Annotated in this window: 14 protein-coding genes; 7 read left to right on the forward strand and 7 right to left on the reverse strand. The window is 62.1% G+C overall.

The window, feature by feature from the left end:
• Positions 1-9: 9 nt before the first annotated feature.
• On the reverse strand, positions 10-1014 hold the full coding sequence (locus tag CNX70_RS04180; RefSeq protein ID WP_096233686.1) for a GlxA family transcriptional regulator: 1005 nt from the start codon (positions 1012-1014) through the stop codon (positions 10-12).
• Between the two features lie 347 nt (positions 1015-1361).
• Here CNX70_RS04180 and CNX70_RS04185 point away from each other — a divergent pair, with 347 nt between their 5' ends.
• The 4 genes from CNX70_RS04185 to CNX70_RS04200 all read left to right on the forward strand — a co-directional run bounded on the left by CNX70_RS04185 (position 1362) and on the right by CNX70_RS04200 (position 6975).
• Positions 1362-4166: a DUF6701 domain-containing protein gene (locus CNX70_RS04185; RefSeq protein ID WP_167389609.1), complete on the forward strand. Its 2805-nt coding sequence runs from the start codon at positions 1362-1364 to the stop codon at positions 4164-4166.
• 91 nt (positions 4167-4257) lie between these two features.
• Positions 4258-4956, forward strand: coding sequence for a dienelactone hydrolase family protein (locus tag CNX70_RS04190; RefSeq protein WP_096233690.1), 699 nt, complete (start codon positions 4258-4260; stop codon positions 4954-4956).
• A 129-nt stretch (positions 4957-5085) separates the two neighbouring features.
• Positions 5086-5502, forward strand: a complete 417-nt coding sequence (locus CNX70_RS04195) for an SRPBCC family protein (protein WP_096233691.1) — start codon at positions 5086-5088, stop codon at positions 5500-5502.
• A gap of 216 nt (positions 5503-5718) precedes the next feature.
• Positions 5719-6975: an IS4 family transposase gene (locus CNX70_RS04200; RefSeq protein ID WP_096233692.1), complete on the forward strand. Its 1257-nt coding sequence runs from the start codon at positions 5719-5721 to the stop codon at positions 6973-6975.
• 81 nt (positions 6976-7056) lie between these two features.
• Here the strand turns inward: CNX70_RS04200 and CNX70_RS04205 are convergent, their stop codons facing one another.
• Positions 7057-8682, reverse strand: a complete 1626-nt coding sequence (locus CNX70_RS04205) for a M28 family peptidase (protein ID WP_096233693.1) — start codon at positions 8680-8682, stop codon at positions 7057-7059.
• Positions 8683-8816: 134 nt separating this feature from the next.
• Here CNX70_RS04205 and CNX70_RS04210 point away from each other — a divergent pair, with 134 nt between their 5' ends.
• The 3 genes from CNX70_RS04210 (at position 8817) to CNX70_RS04220 (ending at position 14186) form a co-directional block, all read left to right on the forward strand.
• Positions 8817-9662, forward strand: coding sequence for an alpha/beta fold hydrolase (locus CNX70_RS04210; RefSeq protein ID WP_096233694.1), 846 nt, complete (start codon positions 8817-8819; stop codon positions 9660-9662).
• A gap of 271 nt (positions 9663-9933) precedes the next feature.
• A complete protein-coding gene (locus CNX70_RS04215) occupies positions 9934-12096 on the forward strand; it encodes a DEAD/DEAH box helicase (RefSeq protein WP_096238264.1) in 2163 nt (720 codons plus the stop codon).
• Positions 12097-12536: 440 nt separating this feature from the next.
• Positions 12537-14186: a methyl-accepting chemotaxis protein gene (locus CNX70_RS04220; RefSeq protein WP_096233695.1), complete on the forward strand. Its 1650-nt coding sequence runs from the start codon at positions 12537-12539 to the stop codon at positions 14184-14186.
• A gap of 34 nt (positions 14187-14220) precedes the next feature.
• On the opposite strand, the gene CNX70_RS04225 is transcribed toward CNX70_RS04220, so the two are convergent.
• The 5 genes from CNX70_RS04225 to CNX70_RS04245 are packed head-to-tail and all read right to left on the reverse strand — an operon-like array spanning position 14221 to position 17670.
• Positions 14221-14529, reverse strand: coding sequence for an outer membrane protein assembly factor BamE domain-containing protein (locus CNX70_RS04225; RefSeq protein WP_096233696.1), 309 nt, complete (start codon positions 14527-14529; stop codon positions 14221-14223).
• On the reverse strand, positions 14526-15326 hold the full coding sequence (locus CNX70_RS04230; protein ID WP_096233697.1) for a hypothetical protein: 801 nt from the start codon (positions 15324-15326) through the stop codon (positions 14526-14528). The genes CNX70_RS04225 and CNX70_RS04230 overlap by 4 nt, the downstream gene beginning before the upstream one ends.
• 47 nt (positions 15327-15373) lie before the next feature.
• Positions 15374-15733: a nucleotide pyrophosphohydrolase gene (locus tag CNX70_RS04235; protein ID WP_096233698.1), complete on the reverse strand. Its 360-nt coding sequence runs from the start codon at positions 15731-15733 to the stop codon at positions 15374-15376.
• Positions 15730-16191 (reverse strand): GNAT family N-acetyltransferase, encoded by a 462-nt coding sequence (locus tag CNX70_RS04240; protein WP_096233699.1) that lies wholly within the window; start codon positions 16189-16191, stop codon positions 15730-15732. Before CNX70_RS04240 ends, CNX70_RS04235 begins: the two co-directional genes overlap by 4 nt.
• A gap of 36 nt (positions 16192-16227) precedes the next feature.
• Entirely contained in the window at positions 16228-17670 is a 1443-nt protein-coding gene (locus tag CNX70_RS04245) for a cytochrome P450 (protein WP_244199032.1), read from the reverse strand.
• Positions 17671-17691: the final 21 nt, after the last annotated feature.

Below are 17691 nucleotides of genomic sequence, written 5' to 3' on the forward strand. Positions count from 1 at the left end.
TGCGTGCGTCTAGCGCGCCGTGCTGGAAAAGCGCTCGCGGTAGTCGCGTGGAGTGATGGCGAGTTTCTTTTGAAACAGGCGGCGCAGCCTGTCCTCGCTGCGCAAGCCCGCCTGCACGGCGACCTGTTTTAAGGAAGACACATTGTCTTCCAGCAAGCGGCGCGCCACTTCAAAGCGGGCCGTCTCGATGAATTCCGTGGGGCTGCTGCCCGTTTCGCGCTGGAACACGCGCGTAAAATTGCGCTCGCTCATGGCCAGCCTGGCCGCCAGCAGCGGCACCGTGATCTCTTCGCCCAGGTGTTCCATGATCCAGCCCTGCAACTGGCGGATGGTCGGATGCGTGGTCATCTGGCTCGACAGGTGCACGGAAAACTGCGACTGGCCGCCGGGCCGCTTCAGGTACACCACCAGGTCGCGCGCCACTTCCAGCGCGATATCGCGGCTGAAATCGTCTTCCACCAGGGCCAGCGCCAAGTCGATGCCGGCCGTCACGCCGGCCGACGTCCAGAATTTTCCTGCGCGCACGAAAATCGCATCGGCATTGACCTGTATCAATGGATAGCGCTGGCGCAGGCTGTCCACGGCGCTCCAGTGCGTGGCGGCGCTCTTGCCGTCGAGCACACCCGCCTCGGCCAGGAAGAAGCAGCCCGTGCACAGCGCCGCCAGGGTATCGATGCGCGGCGCCGCCTCGGCCACCCAGGCGGCGAGGGCGGGAATATCCTGCAAGACTTGCTCGACGTGGTGGCAGCCGACGATGACGGCCAGGTCGGGCAGGCGGTTCACATCGAGCGCCTTGCTGGCGTGCAGCGACATCAGCGTGTCGGACTCGACGGGACCAATGGCCGTCGACACGATGCGCACGTCGTAGCCGCCGGGCAGATTGCGCAGGCGTAAATGGGTGTTGGCGTAATCAAACACTTTCATGGCACCGATGGCTTCCAGCGCCTTGAAACCGGGGTAGACGATGATATCGACGGTACGTAATGGAAATTCTTGCGGGCTGTGCTTGATCATGCAATGAATGAGATAAATGAGATAGTGCCATAATGCAACTGCGGTTTTGGCATGCAGATTAGCATGAAATTTGCTACAAACCGTTTGTCCTCTCATTCATCAGATTGCCGAACACCGTGCGCCTATATATTTTCATTGCCGCTTTACTATTTTCGCTGTGCACTGGCCTAGCCCGCGCCGGAACGCTCAATTTTAACGGTGCTGCCGTCACGGACTGCAGCAATAGCGGCGTCGAATATACCTGCGCCTCTTTGTCGATGTTATGGAATGACGAGATGGTCATTGAGAGCGGCTACCGTGTGACGGTCAACAGCCCTGTGACAATAACGTATAACCAAGGCTTGACGATGAGAGGCACGGCTACCCTGACGGCCAAGGGAGATATCAATGTCAGCGACAACCCGCCAGCGAGGTTAAAAATAAGTGGCGGTAGCATTATCGCCAATGGCGGCACTTTTATCGCAGGCGGGCAGAACGGACAAAACATAGTCGCCAATATTATCGCGTCGTCGATCAAGCTGGGCGGCAGTCCGATCAGCGTGACAGGCAATCTTAATGCCACGGGTGCCGTCACTATCTCTGCCAGTTCGACCGTGAATGGCGCTATCCAGGGCGGCTCCGTGAGCATCGAGGCGGATGCCAAGGTCACAAACGGTATTAGCTCGACAGGGCCAGTAAATCTTGCATCGAGAGTGAATGTCACGGGGGCTATTACCGGTACCACCATCGTTACCGCTTCCGCTGTCGTTATTGATGGCAGCATCACCGCCAGCACCTCGCTCTTGATCGAGTCTGCAAGCAAGGTGACGGGCAACCTGACTGCCCCTTCCATCCAACTGAAGTCGGCGGACCTGCTTGTGACGGGCAATGTCAAGGCATCCCAGACGCTGGTCATTGAGAACAAAGCTACCATCAAGGGCGATATAGAAGGTGGAAACGTGACCCTTGGGGATTCCGATGCGACCATTACCGGCAACGCCTTGGTTGATCACATTACATTGGGCTATCACGGCCGGGTGCAGCAGACCATTACCTGCAAGGCCTATACTCCAGCCAACCCCTGCAGTTGCGTCACCAACAACAGTGGCTGGCCTGCCGGCAGCGTCAACGGCCCGAAATGCGGCCCCGGCACCCCCACCGGACCCCACCACTTCCAGATCGACCATCCAGGCACGGCCCTGACGTGCGCGCCGCAAAGCGTGACGGTGACGGCGTGCGCGGATGCGGCCTGCAGCGCCAAGTACACGGGCGGCGCGAATGTCACCGTCAGCCCCGGCGGCACGGCGACGCAGATCGACAGCAGCGGGGTGGCTACGGCCAGCGTGCGCCAGTACACCGTCGGCACGGCCACCCTGAGCCTGACCAGCGTGCCCGGCGCCACGGACGCGCTGGTGTGCAAGCGCCGCTCGGACAATAGCAACAGCTGCAACATGGCGTTCGCGGCGACGGGCTTGATGCTCACGCCCACCAACCATATCTCGGGCACGCAGCCGTCGTTTGGCATCAGCGCCGTGCAGGCCAGCGGAGACCAGCAAGCCTGCGTGCCCCTGTTTGCGAATAAAAACAAGGACTTGACGCTCGCTTGCGGCTACAGCAATCCCGCCAGCGGCACTTTGCCGGTCTTTGTCAAAGGCACGGGTGGTTTCATTGCCCTGGCGGCGAATAACAGCAGTGCTTGCAGTGCCCTGGGGAAGAGTGTCAACCTGGCGTTCAACGGCCAGGGCGTCGCCACGGCCGTCATGTCCTACGCGGATGTGGGAAAGGTAAATTTGAAAGCGACCTATACGGGGTCAAGCGCAAGCGGCGACACTGGCTTGAGCATGACGGGCAACGCCGATGTCATCGTCGTGCCGGACGCGTTCAGCGTCGTTGCCATCGCGAACCCCCAGCGCGCAGGCGCGCCAGTGACGGTCAGCATGAGCGCGCTCAATAGCGCGGGCGCCGTGACGCCGAACTTCGGCAATGAAAAACCGTCAGAAACTGCGCTGCCTACGCTGGCCAGCCTGGTAAAGCCGACGACGATCGAGATTAGCAAACCAGCCAAGCCGGACATTCAGGGTGGCATGGTCTTCAAGAATGGCAGCGTTGCCAGCAGTGACTTGAGCTGGCCGGAAGTGGGAACGATCACCATCGCCTTCAAACTGGCTAACCCCAACGGTTACCTGGATGCCAATGTTACCGTGCCGGACTTGCCCAAGCCCTCGCGCGTGAGCGAGGAGGTGCAGTTCATCCCGCACCACTTCATCACGGAGCTGATCAAAAAGGACGACAGTGACGAGCCGGCCGCGACCAACGGCATCGCCACGCCGTGCGCTGCCCCGCTCACCTGCGCCAACGATGGGGAAACAGGCCGCTACGCCTACTCGGGGCAGGCGATAGGCGTGCGCGTGACGGCGCGTGCCCTGGGGGGAGCGACGACGGCCAATTATGACGAGCGTAATCCGGGTGTCCTGGCGCCCGTGTTGCTCGAAGGCCTGAATGCGGCCACGGGCACGATTTCCTTTCCACCGAGCACCCCTGATGGCAGCAGCCGCCTCACCGATGGCAGCAAGGCACAAACCACCGTCACCGGCGTGGCGCCCGCGAAATTCACCCTCGGCATCGCCCGAACCATGGTCGCCTACCGTTTTCCGGGCAAGGCAGGCGCGCCGGTGACGGTGGCGCCCACCGACGTGCTGCTGCGCGCCAGCAGCACGTATCCCGGCGGCGCCGTCGTCAGCTCAAGTTCGGCATTGATACAGAACGAGGCAAGGATGACCGTGCTGTCGGGGCAATGGCAGGTCGCCCACGGCTACGGCTCCGAGTTGCTGCCCGTCCGGCTGGCCGTGCAAGTGCAGTACTGGAATGGCACGAAATGGATCACGAACCTGCTCGACAGCATCAGTGCGTTCAACAAGTCGCAGGTACTGTTTGTCAATTGCAAGAAAACGCTGGACTGCAGCAATCTGGCCGCTGATGACCTGGCCTATACCGTCGTGCAAGGTGCGTTGCCGCAGGCCAATCGCCTGACCCTGCTGGCGCCCGGCGCCGGCAAGGCCGGCAGAGTCGACGTTTCCGTGGGCAACCATCCCTACCTGGCCAGCACGGTGGGCGTTGTTGTCTTTGGCATCCTCAGATCGGGCCCCGTGATTTACCTGCGCGAGATGTATTGAGCCTGGGCAAAGGGGTGCGGACGCAGGCGGCGTGAAAAACCAGTAACATGCCTGGCTGTGGCATTCCCCCCAACCTCAGACTGGAGTTTCTATGAGCACAACATCGCAGTGGATCGATATCGCCGGCCCGGACGGCAGCTTCCAGGCTTACCTGGCCGTGCCGCATATCGGCAAAGGCCCCGCCATCATCCTGTTGCAGGAAATTTTCGGCGTCAACGAGCACATCCGCGCCGTGGCCGACCAGTACGCGGCCGATGGCTACGTGGTGCTGGTGCCCGACCTGTTCTGGCGCGCGGGCGCGCACATCGAGCTGGGCTATGACGAAGCCGGCTGGAAGCGCGCCGTGGAGCTGATGCAGGCCACCGACAATCCGCATGCCGACGCCGATATCGCCGCCACCGTCGCCGCCCTGCGCGCGCGGCCTGAAGTCGAAGGCAAGCTCGCTTCCATCGGTTACTGCTTCGGCGGCCGCCTGTCATTCCAGACGGCGGCAGCCGGCCTGGTCGACGCCGCCATCGCTTATTACGGCGGCGGCATCCAGAACAAGCTGGAGCTGGCCGACCGGATCACGGTGCCGTTGCTCATGCATTTCGGCGGCCAGGATAGCCATATTTCGCCGCAAGCCGTGCAAACCATCGCCGAGCGTTTCGAAGACCGGCAAGACGTGGAAATCCATATCTACCCGGGCGCCGAGCACGGCTTCAATTGCACCCACCGCGACAGCTACCAGCAGCGCGCCGCCGCCCAGGCGCACGGCAATTCCTTGATTTTCCTGGCGGAAAATCTGTAAGCGGGAGCGCCGCCAGCGCTGTCGACTCGGCAGTAAAGCCGCATGGGCGCTAAAATAGCGCCTGTGCCGGGCATCTCCGGCCGGCCGGGCGCAGCGCCCGGCAAACCTGGATGAGGAACCGAATCAAAGATGGCCCAAGTAATTGTTTCTGTGACATTGGCGGCAAGCGCCGAACGAGTGTGGGATTTTATCGGCGGCTTCCAGTCGCTGGCTGAATGGTCGAGCTCCATCAAGACCAGCCTGTCCGAGCATGGCGGCCGCGTGCGCCGCCTGAAAACCACGGACGGCGCCATCATCGCCGAACGCCTGCAAAGCTACAGCGAAGCGGACAAGAGCTACAGCTACACCATCGTCTCGGGCCCGATCCCCGTCAAGAACTACCGCTCCACCCTGCGCGTCACGGGCGAACCGGGCGGCGCTTCCTGCGTGGCGGAATGGTCGAGCGAGTTCGACGCGGCCGAAGGCGTGGAAGAGGTCATGGTGGGCGCGTTTCAACATTTGTATGAAACGGCGTTCATCGACCTGAAACGCATCATGGCGATTTGAATTGCCAAACCCCATAGCAAATACCGGGGTCGGACCCTGAGGGTCCGACCCAATCCACCCAAGTTAAGGAGCAAGCCCGCGCAATTGCTGGCAATTCAATGAAATAGTGCTTGACGTGGCACTGGCTTTGCGCGGCCGCCGCCTTGCTGACCTCTCTTTTTTCGACAGCGGCAAGGCGGCGGCCAATGAAGGTCTTTTGATCTTCATTGGCCCTTCATGTCGCTCGCTTCCTTGCTGTCCGATTTCTCCGACCATCTTCAATCCGACCAGTTTCGGCTTAGCGCCCGCCATCCTGATCATCCGATGGCGTTTCAACGTCGCCGCAAACTGCCGCTGCCATCCTTGGTGGCGCTCATGCTCACCGGCATGCGCAAGAGCGTGCAAACCGAACTTGATGAATTCTTTGGCCATCTGCAACAGCAGGCGCAACTGACGCACCAGGTGAGCGCCCAGGCTTTCGCTCAGGCACGCTCAAAACTTGCTACCACGGCCATCCCAGAGCTTAACGACTGGCTCATTGCACAAGCACAGCAGCATGGCTACCTGCCGCGCTGGCACGGTTTCAGGCTGGTCGCCGCTGACGCCTCGACCGTTCGCTTTGGCTTGCGCGCCAGCCATGTCAAACGCGCCGCCGTGGCCGATCAACTGGTGTTTGGCTTGTTTCTGCCCGGTGCCGAATTGATGCTCTCGGCCTCGCTATACAGTACCGACGTCGGCGAACGCCAGATGCTGTTCGAACAGCTCGACCAGCTTGGCAAGGAAGATCTGCTGTTGCTGGACCGAGGCTATCCATGTTACTGGATGCCCGCCGTGTTGAACCAGCGCCGCATTGCCTTCTGCATGCGTGTCGAGCAGGCCCGCGGCGGAGGCTTTCCCTGCGTCAATCAGTTTCTGAAGTCGGGGCTGCAGGAGCAGATCGTCACGCTGCGGGCGCCGGATCGGCGCGATGCGCTTGACTATGAATGTCCCGCTGAACCGCAGACCGTGCGCCTGATACGCCACGTTGCCTCGACCGGCAAGGTGCGTGTTCTGATGACCAATTTACTGGACGTTGAACAATTCCCTGCCGCATTGTTCGGAGACCTCTACCACCAACGCTGGCGCATTGAGGAAGCCTTCAAGCGCATCAAACACCGCCTCCATCTGGAGCACGTGACGGGACTGTCACAGCAGGCCCTGATGCAGGATCTGGCCGCCAAGGTAATATGCGATAACCTGCAGGCGTTGGCGAGCTGTGCCGCCGGCCAGCAAGATGCATTGCCGACGGACAGACGCATCAACCGCGCCTATGTCCATTCGGTACTCAAGCCGCTCTTGCCATCGTTGCTGCTTGGGCTGGCGGCAGCACACTTGCTTGCCGACGCGCTGGCTCTGATCGCCAAGCGAACGTTTCTACATCGCCCAGGACAATCAAGGTCACGGCAAACCAACGCCTACAAGCCCCATAAATACATGGCCTACAAGGCTGCTTGATGGCAGCCTGTTGCTTAACTTGGGTGGATTGGGGTCCGACCCCAGCCTTTCTGCTTTGCGGGTTAAAACATTGTTACCCTCTTAACGTTTTACCTTGCCAAACGCCTCGCCCTTGTTCCAAGTAGGCAAGTTCTTGTCGTTCGCCACTTCGTAACCGAGGTTCAGCGTGAACTGCGCCTGCTGCACCATGCCCGACAGATCCCACGACGGGTGGTACTCGTCGGTGACCTGGTGGTAATCCTTTTTAAACGCCACCAGGCGCGCGCCCGAGGCTTTCGGTTCCTTGACGAAATCGAAGGAGCCGTCGCCGGAGAATACTGCCGAGCCCACGTTGAAGGCGGGCACGCCGGCCTTGGCAAACGCAAAATGGTCGGCCCGGTAAAACGCGCCGGACAGGTCGGGGATGGTCGGCGCCAGGCGCAGGCCCATGCGCTTGGCCACCTTGGCGGCGCTCGCGTACAGGCTGCTGCGCTCGGCGCCGGCCACGCCGATGTCGTGCGTCTTGCCGACAAAATTCATGCTGTCCAGATTCAGGTCGGCGGCCGTTTTCGCCAGCGGCCATAAGGGCTTGCGCGTGTAGGCCGTGCTGCCCAGCATGCCCGTTTCCTCGCCAGCCGGCCACAGGAAGATCTGCGTGCGGCGCGCCGGTTGTTTCACGGCCACCTGCGCCATGGCCAGCAGGGCCGCCGCGCCCGAGGCATTGTCGATGGCACCGTTGTAGATGTGGTCACTCTGGCCCTGTTTGCCACCTTGGCTGTTGCCCTCGTCATCCTTGCCCAAGTGGTCCCAGTGCGCCGAGTAAATGACAGCTTCGTCCTTGAGTGTCGGGTCCGTGCCCGGCACGATGCCGGCCACGTTGAATTGCTCGATGCTGCGGATCTGGCTATTGACTGCCACCTTGACCGTCGCGTTCAGGGGCACGGGACGGAACGCGCGCGTTTCCGCCTGCGCGCGCAAGGCGTCCAGGTCTTGCCCCGCTTGCTGGAACAGGGTGCGCGCCATGTCTTCCTGCAGCCAGCCTTCCATCGCATTGCCCGCGCCGGCGAGGTTGAAGCGCTCGTGGCCGAAACCGTTGGCGGGCACCGACCATGGATACGAGGCGGATGCCGTCGTGTGGATCAGCAAGACCCCGGCGGCGCCCTGGCGCAGCGCTTCCTCGTATTTGTAGACCCAGCGCCCGTAATACGTGAGGGACTTGCCGGCAAAGCGGTTTGGTTCGGCAATGGTCGGTTGCGGATCGTTGACCATCATGATGACAAGCTTGCCCTTCAGATCGGCGCCCTTGAAATCGTCCCAATTTTCTTCGGGCGCGCGGATGCCGTAGCCGGCAAACACGACGGGCGCGTCGAACGCCACTTTCTGCTGGCCATTCGCCGCACCAAAGACGATGTCCTGGCCAAAGGCGGGAGACAAGGTCTTGCCGCCCGCGCTGAACGTCACTGTGCTCGATGGCAAGGCCTTGCTGCCGACGATGGTCAGCGCCTGGCGATAGGTGCCATCTTTCAATGGCTGCAAGCCGGCCACGGCCGCCTGCGTTTCCAGGTAGCGCACGGCCAGGTCGCCGCCGCGCTGGCCCGTGCCGCGTCCTTCGAGCAAATCGTCGGCCAGGAAAGACAGATGGGCGCGCAGGGGTGCTTCGGCGACGAGCGGTTGGGCGAGGGCGGCCGTGCTGAACAGGCTGGCGGCGAGGACGAAGGGTAAACGCATGACAACTCCAAAAGTGAGTACGGGAAAGCAAAGCAGCGGTAATCTTACTCTACCGCAATGCTCTGGCGTAGCGCGCGGCGTGCGCGCGCCATTGCGGCCACAATGGCCGCTGGCCCACCGACAAGGAGCGTTGCATGACTGCCACTGACTTGCATTCAAACAAAACCCTGCGTATCGCCGATGGCACCCTGATTTATTACAAGGATTGGGGCAGCGGCCCGCCCGTCGTCTTCAGCCACGGCTGGCCGCTGTCGTCCGACGCCTGGGAAGACCAGATGTTTTATCTGGCTTCGCACGGCTACCGCGTCATCGCGCACGACCGGCGCGGCCATGGCCGCTCCAGCCAGCCTTTCGCCGGCAACGACATGGATACCTATGCCGATGATCTGGCCGCCCTGATCGAGGCGCTGGACTTGACGGGCGCCACCCTGGTCGGTCATTCGACGGGCGGCGGCGAAGTGGCGCGCTACATCGGCCGTCACGGCACCGAGCGCCTGGCGGGCGCCGTGCTGGTGGGCGCCGTGCCGCCGCTGATGCTGCAAACCACTGAAAATCCGCTGGGCTTGCCGCTGTCCGCGTTTGACGCCATCCGCGCCGGCGTGCAGGCCGACCGCAGCCAGTTCTTCCGCGACTTGAGCGAGGCCTTCTATGGCTACAACCGGCCCGGCGCGACACCGTCGCAGGGCGTGCGCGAGCATTTCTGGCTGCAGGGCATGCAGGCGGGCATGCCGGCATCCTATTTATGCATCAAGCAATTTTCGGAAACGGATTTCACCAGCGACCTGGCCCGGTTCGATGTGCCGACCCTGGTGATCCATGGCGACGACGACCAGATCGTGCCGATTGCCGCCTCGGCGCGGCGCACTGCCGAGCTCATCATCGGCAGCAAACTGCTCGTGTATGCAGGCGCGCCGCACGGCCTGGCGACGACGCACAAGGACCGCCTGAACGAAGACTTGCTGGAGTTCTTGCGCACCTGAAACGGGGCGGGCGCCATGCTGGCGAGGTGCCCGCCGTTGCTGTTGCCGCGCAGAACAGGCGCAGGCGGCACATTGTTGTGTATCATTTAATGTTGGCAAAATCACGCGTCGATTGCGTGTGGATAGCCGATTTTTCTGCCTTTTTTCGGTAGATATGCCGCAAAAAACGGCGTTCTTCGGCATGCAGCCACCCGGTAAGGTCCAGTAAAGAGTAAACTAGCAGATACACTCTTTCGCATTGGGCGATTCGAGCGAACTTGTGAGTGATTTCATGTCTGATACACCAATTTCCTTATTTTCCGACCTTAACCTGAGCGAGCCGCTGATTCGCGCGCTCAAGGATGTCGGTTACGAAACACCGTCGCCTATCCAGGCGGCCACGATTCCATTATTGCTCGCTAACCGCGACGTGCTGGGCCAGGCGCAAACAGGCACGGGTAAGACCGCCGCCTTCGCCTTGCCTATCCTGTCGCGCATTGATCTGAAACAAAGCTCACCCCAAGCCCTGGTCCTGGCACCGACGCGCGAACTGGCCATCCAGGTCGCCGAAGCGTTCCAGGTGTACGCCGCCCACATTCCCGGCTTCCACGTGCTGCCGATCTACGGCGGCCAAAGCTACGGCCCGCAACTGTCGGCCCTGCGCCGCGGTGTGCACGTCATCGTCGGTACCCCTGGCCGCGTCATCGATCACCTGGACAAGGGTTCGCTCGACCTGTCCAAGCTGAAAACGCTGGTGCTGGATGAAGCCGATGAAATGCTGCGCATGGGCTTTATCGATGATGTCGAACGCATCTTGAAAGAAACGCCGGAAGGCCATCAAACGGCCCTGTTCTCGGCCACCATGCCTTCCGTCATCAAGCGCATCGCCACGACGTACCTGGTGAATCCGGCCGAAGTGACGGTCGCCGCCAAGACGGGCACGGCCGACAACATTCGCCAGCGCTACTGGCTGGTGTCGGGCATGCATAAGCTCGACGCATTGACGCGCATCCTGGAAGCGGAAGTGTTTGACGGCATGATCATCTTTGCCCGCACCAAGCTGGGCACGGAAGAGCTGGCTGGCAAGCTGCAAGCACGTGGCTTCTCGGCTGCCGCCATCAATGGCGACATCCAGCAAGCGCAGCGCGAGCGCACGATCCAGCAGTTGAAAGACGGCAAGATTGACATCCTCGTGGCAACCGACGTGGCCGCCCGCGGCCTGGACGTCGAGCGCATCAGCCACGTCATCAACTACGACGTGCCGCACGATCCGGAAAGCTATACCCACCGCATTGGCCGCACGGGCCGTGCCGGCCGCAGCGGCGAAGCGATTCTGTTCATCACCCCGCGTGAAAAGAGCTTGCTCAAAGCCATCGAACGCTCGACCCGCCAGCCGATCGGCATGCTGGAACTGCCGACGATCCAGGCCGTCAACGACGTGCGTATCGCCAAGTTCAAGGAACAGATCAGCGAAACCCTGGCCTTGGGCGAACTGGAGCAGTTCCAGTCGCTGATCGAAGACTTCGAACGCGAACAGAACATTCCCGCCATCGAAATCGCTGCCGCCCTGGCGAAGATGGCGCGTGGCAATGTGCCTTTGTTGCTGGACAAGAACAAGGCGCGCGAGCAAGCCACCTGGCAAGACGACCGTCCTGTGCGCCAAGACCGCTTCGAACGCAACGACCGTCCGGAACGGGGCGAGCGCTTCGAGCGTAACGAGCGCAGCGAGCGTGGCGAACGCCCGGCCTTCCCGAAAAAGGAACGCATCTCCCGTCCTGCCGACGCCGGCATGCAGACTTTCCGTATTGAAGTCGGTCATCAGCATGGCGTGAAACCGGGCAATATCGTGGGCGCCATCGCCAACGAAGCGGGCATCGATTCGAAAAACATCGGCCGCATTGAAATCTATGACGATTACAGCGTCCTGGATTTGCCAGATACCATGCCGAAAGAATTGCTGGATCAGCTGAAGTCCGTCTGGGTTGCTGGTCAGCAACTGCGTATCAGCCGCGACGGCGATGCACCGGACCTGGCGCCGCCCGCCGCGTCGCGCAAGCCGTTTGCCGCCAAGGCCGCGCCAGCGTTCAAGGATGCACCAGCGGACGCGGGCGAGGTAGCACCTGCGCCGCGCGCGCCGAAGAAGGAACGTCCACGCCCGGGCGTGACGGCCTACCGTATCGAAGTGGGCCGTGAGCACGCCGTGACGCCAAGCAACATCGTGGGCGCCATCGCCAACGAAGCGAACCTGGAAGCCAAGCATATCGGCCGTATCGATATCTTTGACAACTATAGCGTGCTGGACCTGCCGGAAGGCATGCCGCCGGAAATCCTCGACCACCTGAAATCGGTCGTCGTGTCGGGCCAGAAATTGCGCATCAGCCTCGATGACGGCACGACGGAGCGCAAACCGGCGCCAGCGCGTCCTAAATCTCCTCCGCGTAAAACTTATAAGTAAGTAATCTCTTCACAGGTGCCGCCCCGGCGCCTGTGTCGCGGATTGGAGACAGTTCCCCCACTGGCGCATTCGCGCCAGTTTTTATTTTCCCTCAAGAAATGAATATTGTTGCTGCATTATTGTTGGCGGCAGGCGTCGCCATATGCTGGCCTTTATCGCAATGCTTCCGCGTCTTTTTATAGTCGCAAACCTCCTATTGATTGCCTGCCGCATCGATACATAATTTTTTATTAATTATTGCATCTGCATGCAATTTGAATTTTGTATTTCAATAAAATCAATCAAGTTGAATCAAAGTAAATTCTAAAACATAAATAAATTGACTTTTATTAAATTATTTGACCAGCGTCACTGTCCTCGTTGCGATATCTCGCCGGTGCTTGATGTGGTATATTGTTTTTATGTTTTTGTTATGCTAGTTAAAAAAATAGAGGAGCGACATGCGGGTCAACACGCCTATCACGCAAAAGGAATACGTATTAAATGAAGGCATGACGATTGTTTCCACCACGGATTTACAGGGAAACATCAATTACGCCAATCAGTATTTCATTGAAGTCAGCGGTTTTTCAGAAATGGAACTGCTGGGTGCACCACAGAATATCCTGCGTCATCCCGATATGCCGGCCGAAGCCTTTGCCGACCTGTGGGATACCATCAAGACGGGCATGCCATGGACCGGCATGGTCAAGAACCGCTGCAAGAATGGCGATTTTTATTGGGTCTTTGCCAATATCACGCCCGTCATTGAAAACGGCCGCCCGATCGGCTATATGTCCGTGCGTACCAAGCCTACGCGCGAGCAGATCAACGAAGCGGCAGCCCTGTATAAAAGTTTTAAAGATGGCAATACCGCCAGGCTGGCATTCCGCAATGGCCGCGTCGTGCGCCAGGGCTGGGTCGCCAAGCTGGCCGAGTGGCGCAAGCTGAGCCTGTCGCAAGACCTGGCCCTGCATTGCATCGTCTTTGGCGTGGTGCTGGCCATCCTCGGCTGCGCCGTGTGGAATATCGATGGCGACACGAGCACGGCCACGCGCAGCTGGCTCAGCGGCGCTGCCGCCGCGGCCGTCGCACTGATGCTGTATTTCTGGGCCCATCTGCACAATTCCCTCGTCGCGCCGCTGGGCGACGCCATCACGATGGCGCGCAAGATGGCCGGTGGCGACTTGACGGGTGTCATCGACAAGGTGCGTGATGATGATATGGGTCAATTGATGGCAGCCTTGCGCCAGACCAATATCAACTTGCACAGCATCATCGGCGACGTGCGCGCCAACTTCGAGGATATCCGCGTCACGACGGCGGAAATCGCCACGGGCAATATGGACTTGTCCAGCCGCACCGAATCGCAGGCGTCCAGCCTGGAGCAGACGGCGGCCAGCATGGAAGAACTGACGTCCACGGTGCAAAACAGCGCCGACCACGTGGCCACGGCCAACGACCTGGCGGCGCAGGCATCGACCGTCGCGGCCAAGGGTGGCACCATCGTCAGTGAAGTGGTCACCACGATGAATGAAATCAGCACCTCGTCGCGCAAGATTCTCGACATTATTGGCCTGATCGACGGCATCGCCTTCCAGACGAACATTCTTGCCTTGAACGCTGCCGTGGAAGCGGCGCGTGCGGGCGAGCATGGCCGCGGCTTCGCCGTCGTGGCCGGTGAAGTGCGCAGCCTGGCGCAGCGCTCGGCGACGGCGGCCAAGGAAGTCAAGCACCTGATCGACCATTCGATCGCCACCGTGAATGCGGGCAGCGTGCTGACCAGCAATGCGGGCGCCACCATGGCGGAAGTGATCGCCTCGGTGGCCCGCGTGACGGAAGTGATGGACGAGATTTCCTCCACCACGCGCGAGCAGAACCAGGGCATCGGCCAAGTCAACCAGGCCGTCATCCAGATGGATGGCATCACGCAGCAGAATGCGGCGCTGGTGGAGCAGGCGGCCGCTGCCGCCACCAATCTGGCGCAGCGCACCGATAGCGTGGCCCAGTCGATCGGCATCTTCAAATTGAAGGCGTCCCCCAAGCGCAAGGCTGCCGGCGCGGGGCGCTGCGCCGGCATGGCCTCGCGGGCCTTGCTGAAGGCAAGATAAGCCTGCCACCCCCGCCGGCGCAACGCTGGCGGGGTCACTTGCGTACTTGGTATACCTCGCCGCTGCGTACCTTCTTCACCACCCCATCCCCGCCAAACAAAATCACATATTCCCCCTGCGCGCCCGCGGCTGCCGGGTAGGTGTACATCCACACTTCATTGCCGCTGTCGAAACGGATGGACGTGCTCTCGCCCAGCGCCGCGCGCAGCTGCTCGCGCGTGCTGCTGCCCGGCTGCACCGTCTGCTCCAGGGTGGCGTACGGCACATTTTTACTTGCCTGCAAGGCGCGCGTGCCGGAGCAGGCGGCCAGCAGCGTCAGCAAGGCGATCATCAGCCGCTTCATGGCGCCACCTCGTCCATGTAAGTAAATTCCAGCAGGGTATCGTCGGGCCAGCGCGTATCCCACAGGGGCGCGTAATACGTGCGGTCAAGCAAGACCTGGCAATCGCAATAGGGCAGCGAGGCGGGCGTTTGCTCGCCGCCCGCGTACAGCATGGTGAACGGTAGCGACACCCTGCGTTCGCCATGCACGAGGGTCACGCCGAACAGGCGGCGGTCCGTGAAAAACAGATAATTGCCGTCCGGCTCGGAGCAGACCTTGTCTGTGCTGTAGAGCATGCTGGACAGCCAGGCGATGATCTGCGGGTCGTTCGAAATCAGACCAGAATCCATGCCGGCGCGGCATTCCAAGCGCAAGTCGCCCAGGCGCCGCGTGCCGGGCGGCAAGCCGGGCGTGATGACTTGCGCGCGCCAGCTCATGGTGGTGGCCTTGCGGTTGGCGATCAGCACTGCGTCTTCGCGCGCGGCCTGCGCATTGCGCACGGGGGCAAAGCTGTTGTCCTCGGCCAAGGGCAAGGGGATGCTGACGCTGTCGCCGGCGATGCGCAGCTGCACGCCCTTCATGTCCACGCCCGGCTGGCGCGGCAGCAAACGGAAGCGCAGCACCGCTTGCGGCGCCAGCGCATGGTCGCGCTCGAAACGCTCCACGCCCTGCAGCATCTTGCGGTAGGATTTATCCACGGGGTCGCGCGTGGCGTCCACTTTCACTTGCGGCACGGGCGCGGTTTGCGCCAGCGCAACAGTGCTGGAGAGTGGACCGGCGAGCAAGCCGGTGAGCAGCAGGGATAGAGGAATACGCATAGCTTGATGCTACGCTTTTTTGCGCGGCAGCCACGCACGCATGGTTGTCAGTATTGCGTCGATTTGCGCGCGTCGCCGCGCACCTGCTGCGCTGGGTATTTCTGCGCGTTCAGTGCCATCTTTTCCAGCACGGCCGCATGCAGGTCGACGCCGCTCTTGTCTGCCAGGCGTACCAGGTACATCAGCACGTCGGCCAGTTCGTGGCGGATGCCCGTGCGCGCCGCTTCGTCCAGTTCGCTGTCCGCGCCCGTGGGCAGCCACTGGTAGTGCTCGGCCAGTTCCGCCACTTCCACGGACAGGGCCATGGCCAGGTTTTTCGGCGTGTGGAACTGGTCCCAGTCGCGCTCGGCGGCAAAGGCGCGCAGGCGCGCGCGGATGTCCGTCAAGCTGTCGGCCGGCGCGTTCATGCCGCCACCTGCAGCGGTTTTTCCATGAAGACACTGAACGGATCATCGGGATAGTCGCCGTAGGGCCCGCGCCGCTGGTAGCCGTGGCGCGCGTACAGGGCGATGGCGGCGGGCTGGTGGATGCCCGTTTCCAGGGTCAGCAAGCGGCAGCCGCGCGCCAGCGCCTGCTCTTCCAGCAAGGCCAGCAGGCGCCTGGCCAGGCCCAGGCCACGGCTGTCCGGATGCACGTACATGCGCTTGACCTCGCCGAAATCGGGCGTGACGACAATGGCGCCGCAGGCGCGCGCCGTGCCTGCGGCATCGCGGGCGACGGCGAACAGCAGGGTGTCAGGCGGCAACGATGCCAGGTCCAGCGAATACACGCACTCGGCCGGATACAGGGTCTGCTGATAGGCATCAAGCTCGGCGATCAGGGTTTGCACGTCGGCTTGTTGCGGCGATTCCAGGTGAATTTGCATGGGGGAAAGCACGTTGACTGAGATTCCCCCATGGTATCACTGCGGCCGCGCCAGGCGCAGCGTCAGGCCGATGGGCGACATCACAAAACCCATCAATTCCTGCGCCTCGCCGCCATCGGGCGTGTCGACGCCGGCGATGTCGAAGCTGCCCAGCAGCATGGCCATGGCGATCTTGATTTCCAGCAAGGCCAGATAGCGGCCCGGGCACGTGCGCAAGCCGGCGCCGAAAGGCATCGACGCGCGCTTGTTGTTCGCCTCGCCGCCTTCGGCCAGCCAGCGTTCGGGCTGGAAGACTTGCGCGTCGGGAAAGTGCGCATCGGCTACGGTGTCGTTGCGCATCACGCACCATACGAGGGTGCCGGCCGGCACGGCAATATCGCCGATGACCGTGTCGCGCAGCGCCTCGACGGGCAGGAACGGCGCCACCGGTTTCAAGCGCATGGCTTCGCTGGCGCAGGCGCCCACGTAGTCGAGGCACTCCATCTGCTCGATGGTGAAGCGGGCCACGTCGGGCGCCAGGCGCCGCACTTCCTCGCGCGCCCGCGCCAGGGTGTGCGGATGGCGTTGCAACAAATAGATCATCCATGACACCGTGTTGGCCGTCGTATCTTCGCCCGCCAGCAGCATGGTCAGCACATTGCCGGCCACGTTGCGGTCGGTCACGCCGCTGCCTTCCAGGTCGGCGGCGGCGATCATCGCTTCGAGCAGGTTGGGCGGACGCTCGCGGCGCGCCGGGTCGTGCGCCATGCGCGTGCGCGCCTGCTGCACCAGGTCGGCCACGGCGGCGGAAAGGGCTGCCACGTCGCGGTCCAGGCGGCGGTCGACGGGCAGCTTGACATAGCGCCAGTACGGGAACATGGACAGGCTGCGCCGCGCCACGGCGGGCAGGATGTCGTCCATGTGGCGCTGGATCACGTCTTCGCCCGATTCGAGCGTGTTGACTTGCGTGCCGAAGGCCAGGCCGGCGATGATGTCGACCGTGTAGCGTTTCAGGTCACCGTCGAGGTCGATCGCCTGGCCTTGCGTGGCGGCCAGATGCCAGCGCCGCTGCAGGCGCTGCGCCACCGTCACCAGCGCGGGAAAATAGGCCTTGATGGCGCCGGGCGCCATGCCGGCCATGACCATGCGGCGCTGGTTGCGCCACTCCGTGCCCTCGGCCAGGAACAGGCCGGGCACGCCGCCCATTTCGTCGGACACGACGGAGCTGCTCAGGGGGCGGCGAAAGCCGTCGGGCCGGTCGCGCAGCACGGCGCCGACGGCCTCGCTGTCGGCCACCACCAGCACCAGCGTGCGGCCAAACCAGGCGCGCATGAAGGGGCCGTAGCGCTGCACCCACTGTTCCACGTCGCGGTGGATGCGCGTGAGCTTGATCTGCAGGCTGTTGCCGACGATGGGCAAGGCGAAGGGCCCCGGCAAGCGGCGGATCTGGCGCAGCGGCCGCGCAATGTCGGGCGTGGCGGCGTGGTCGAGTGGCGGCATGGACATCTCCTGTCGATACGG

Source organism: Janthinobacterium svalbardense, assembly GCF_002327145.1.
GTDB lineage: Bacteria > Pseudomonadota > Gammaproteobacteria > Burkholderiales > Burkholderiaceae_D > Janthinobacterium > Janthinobacterium tructae.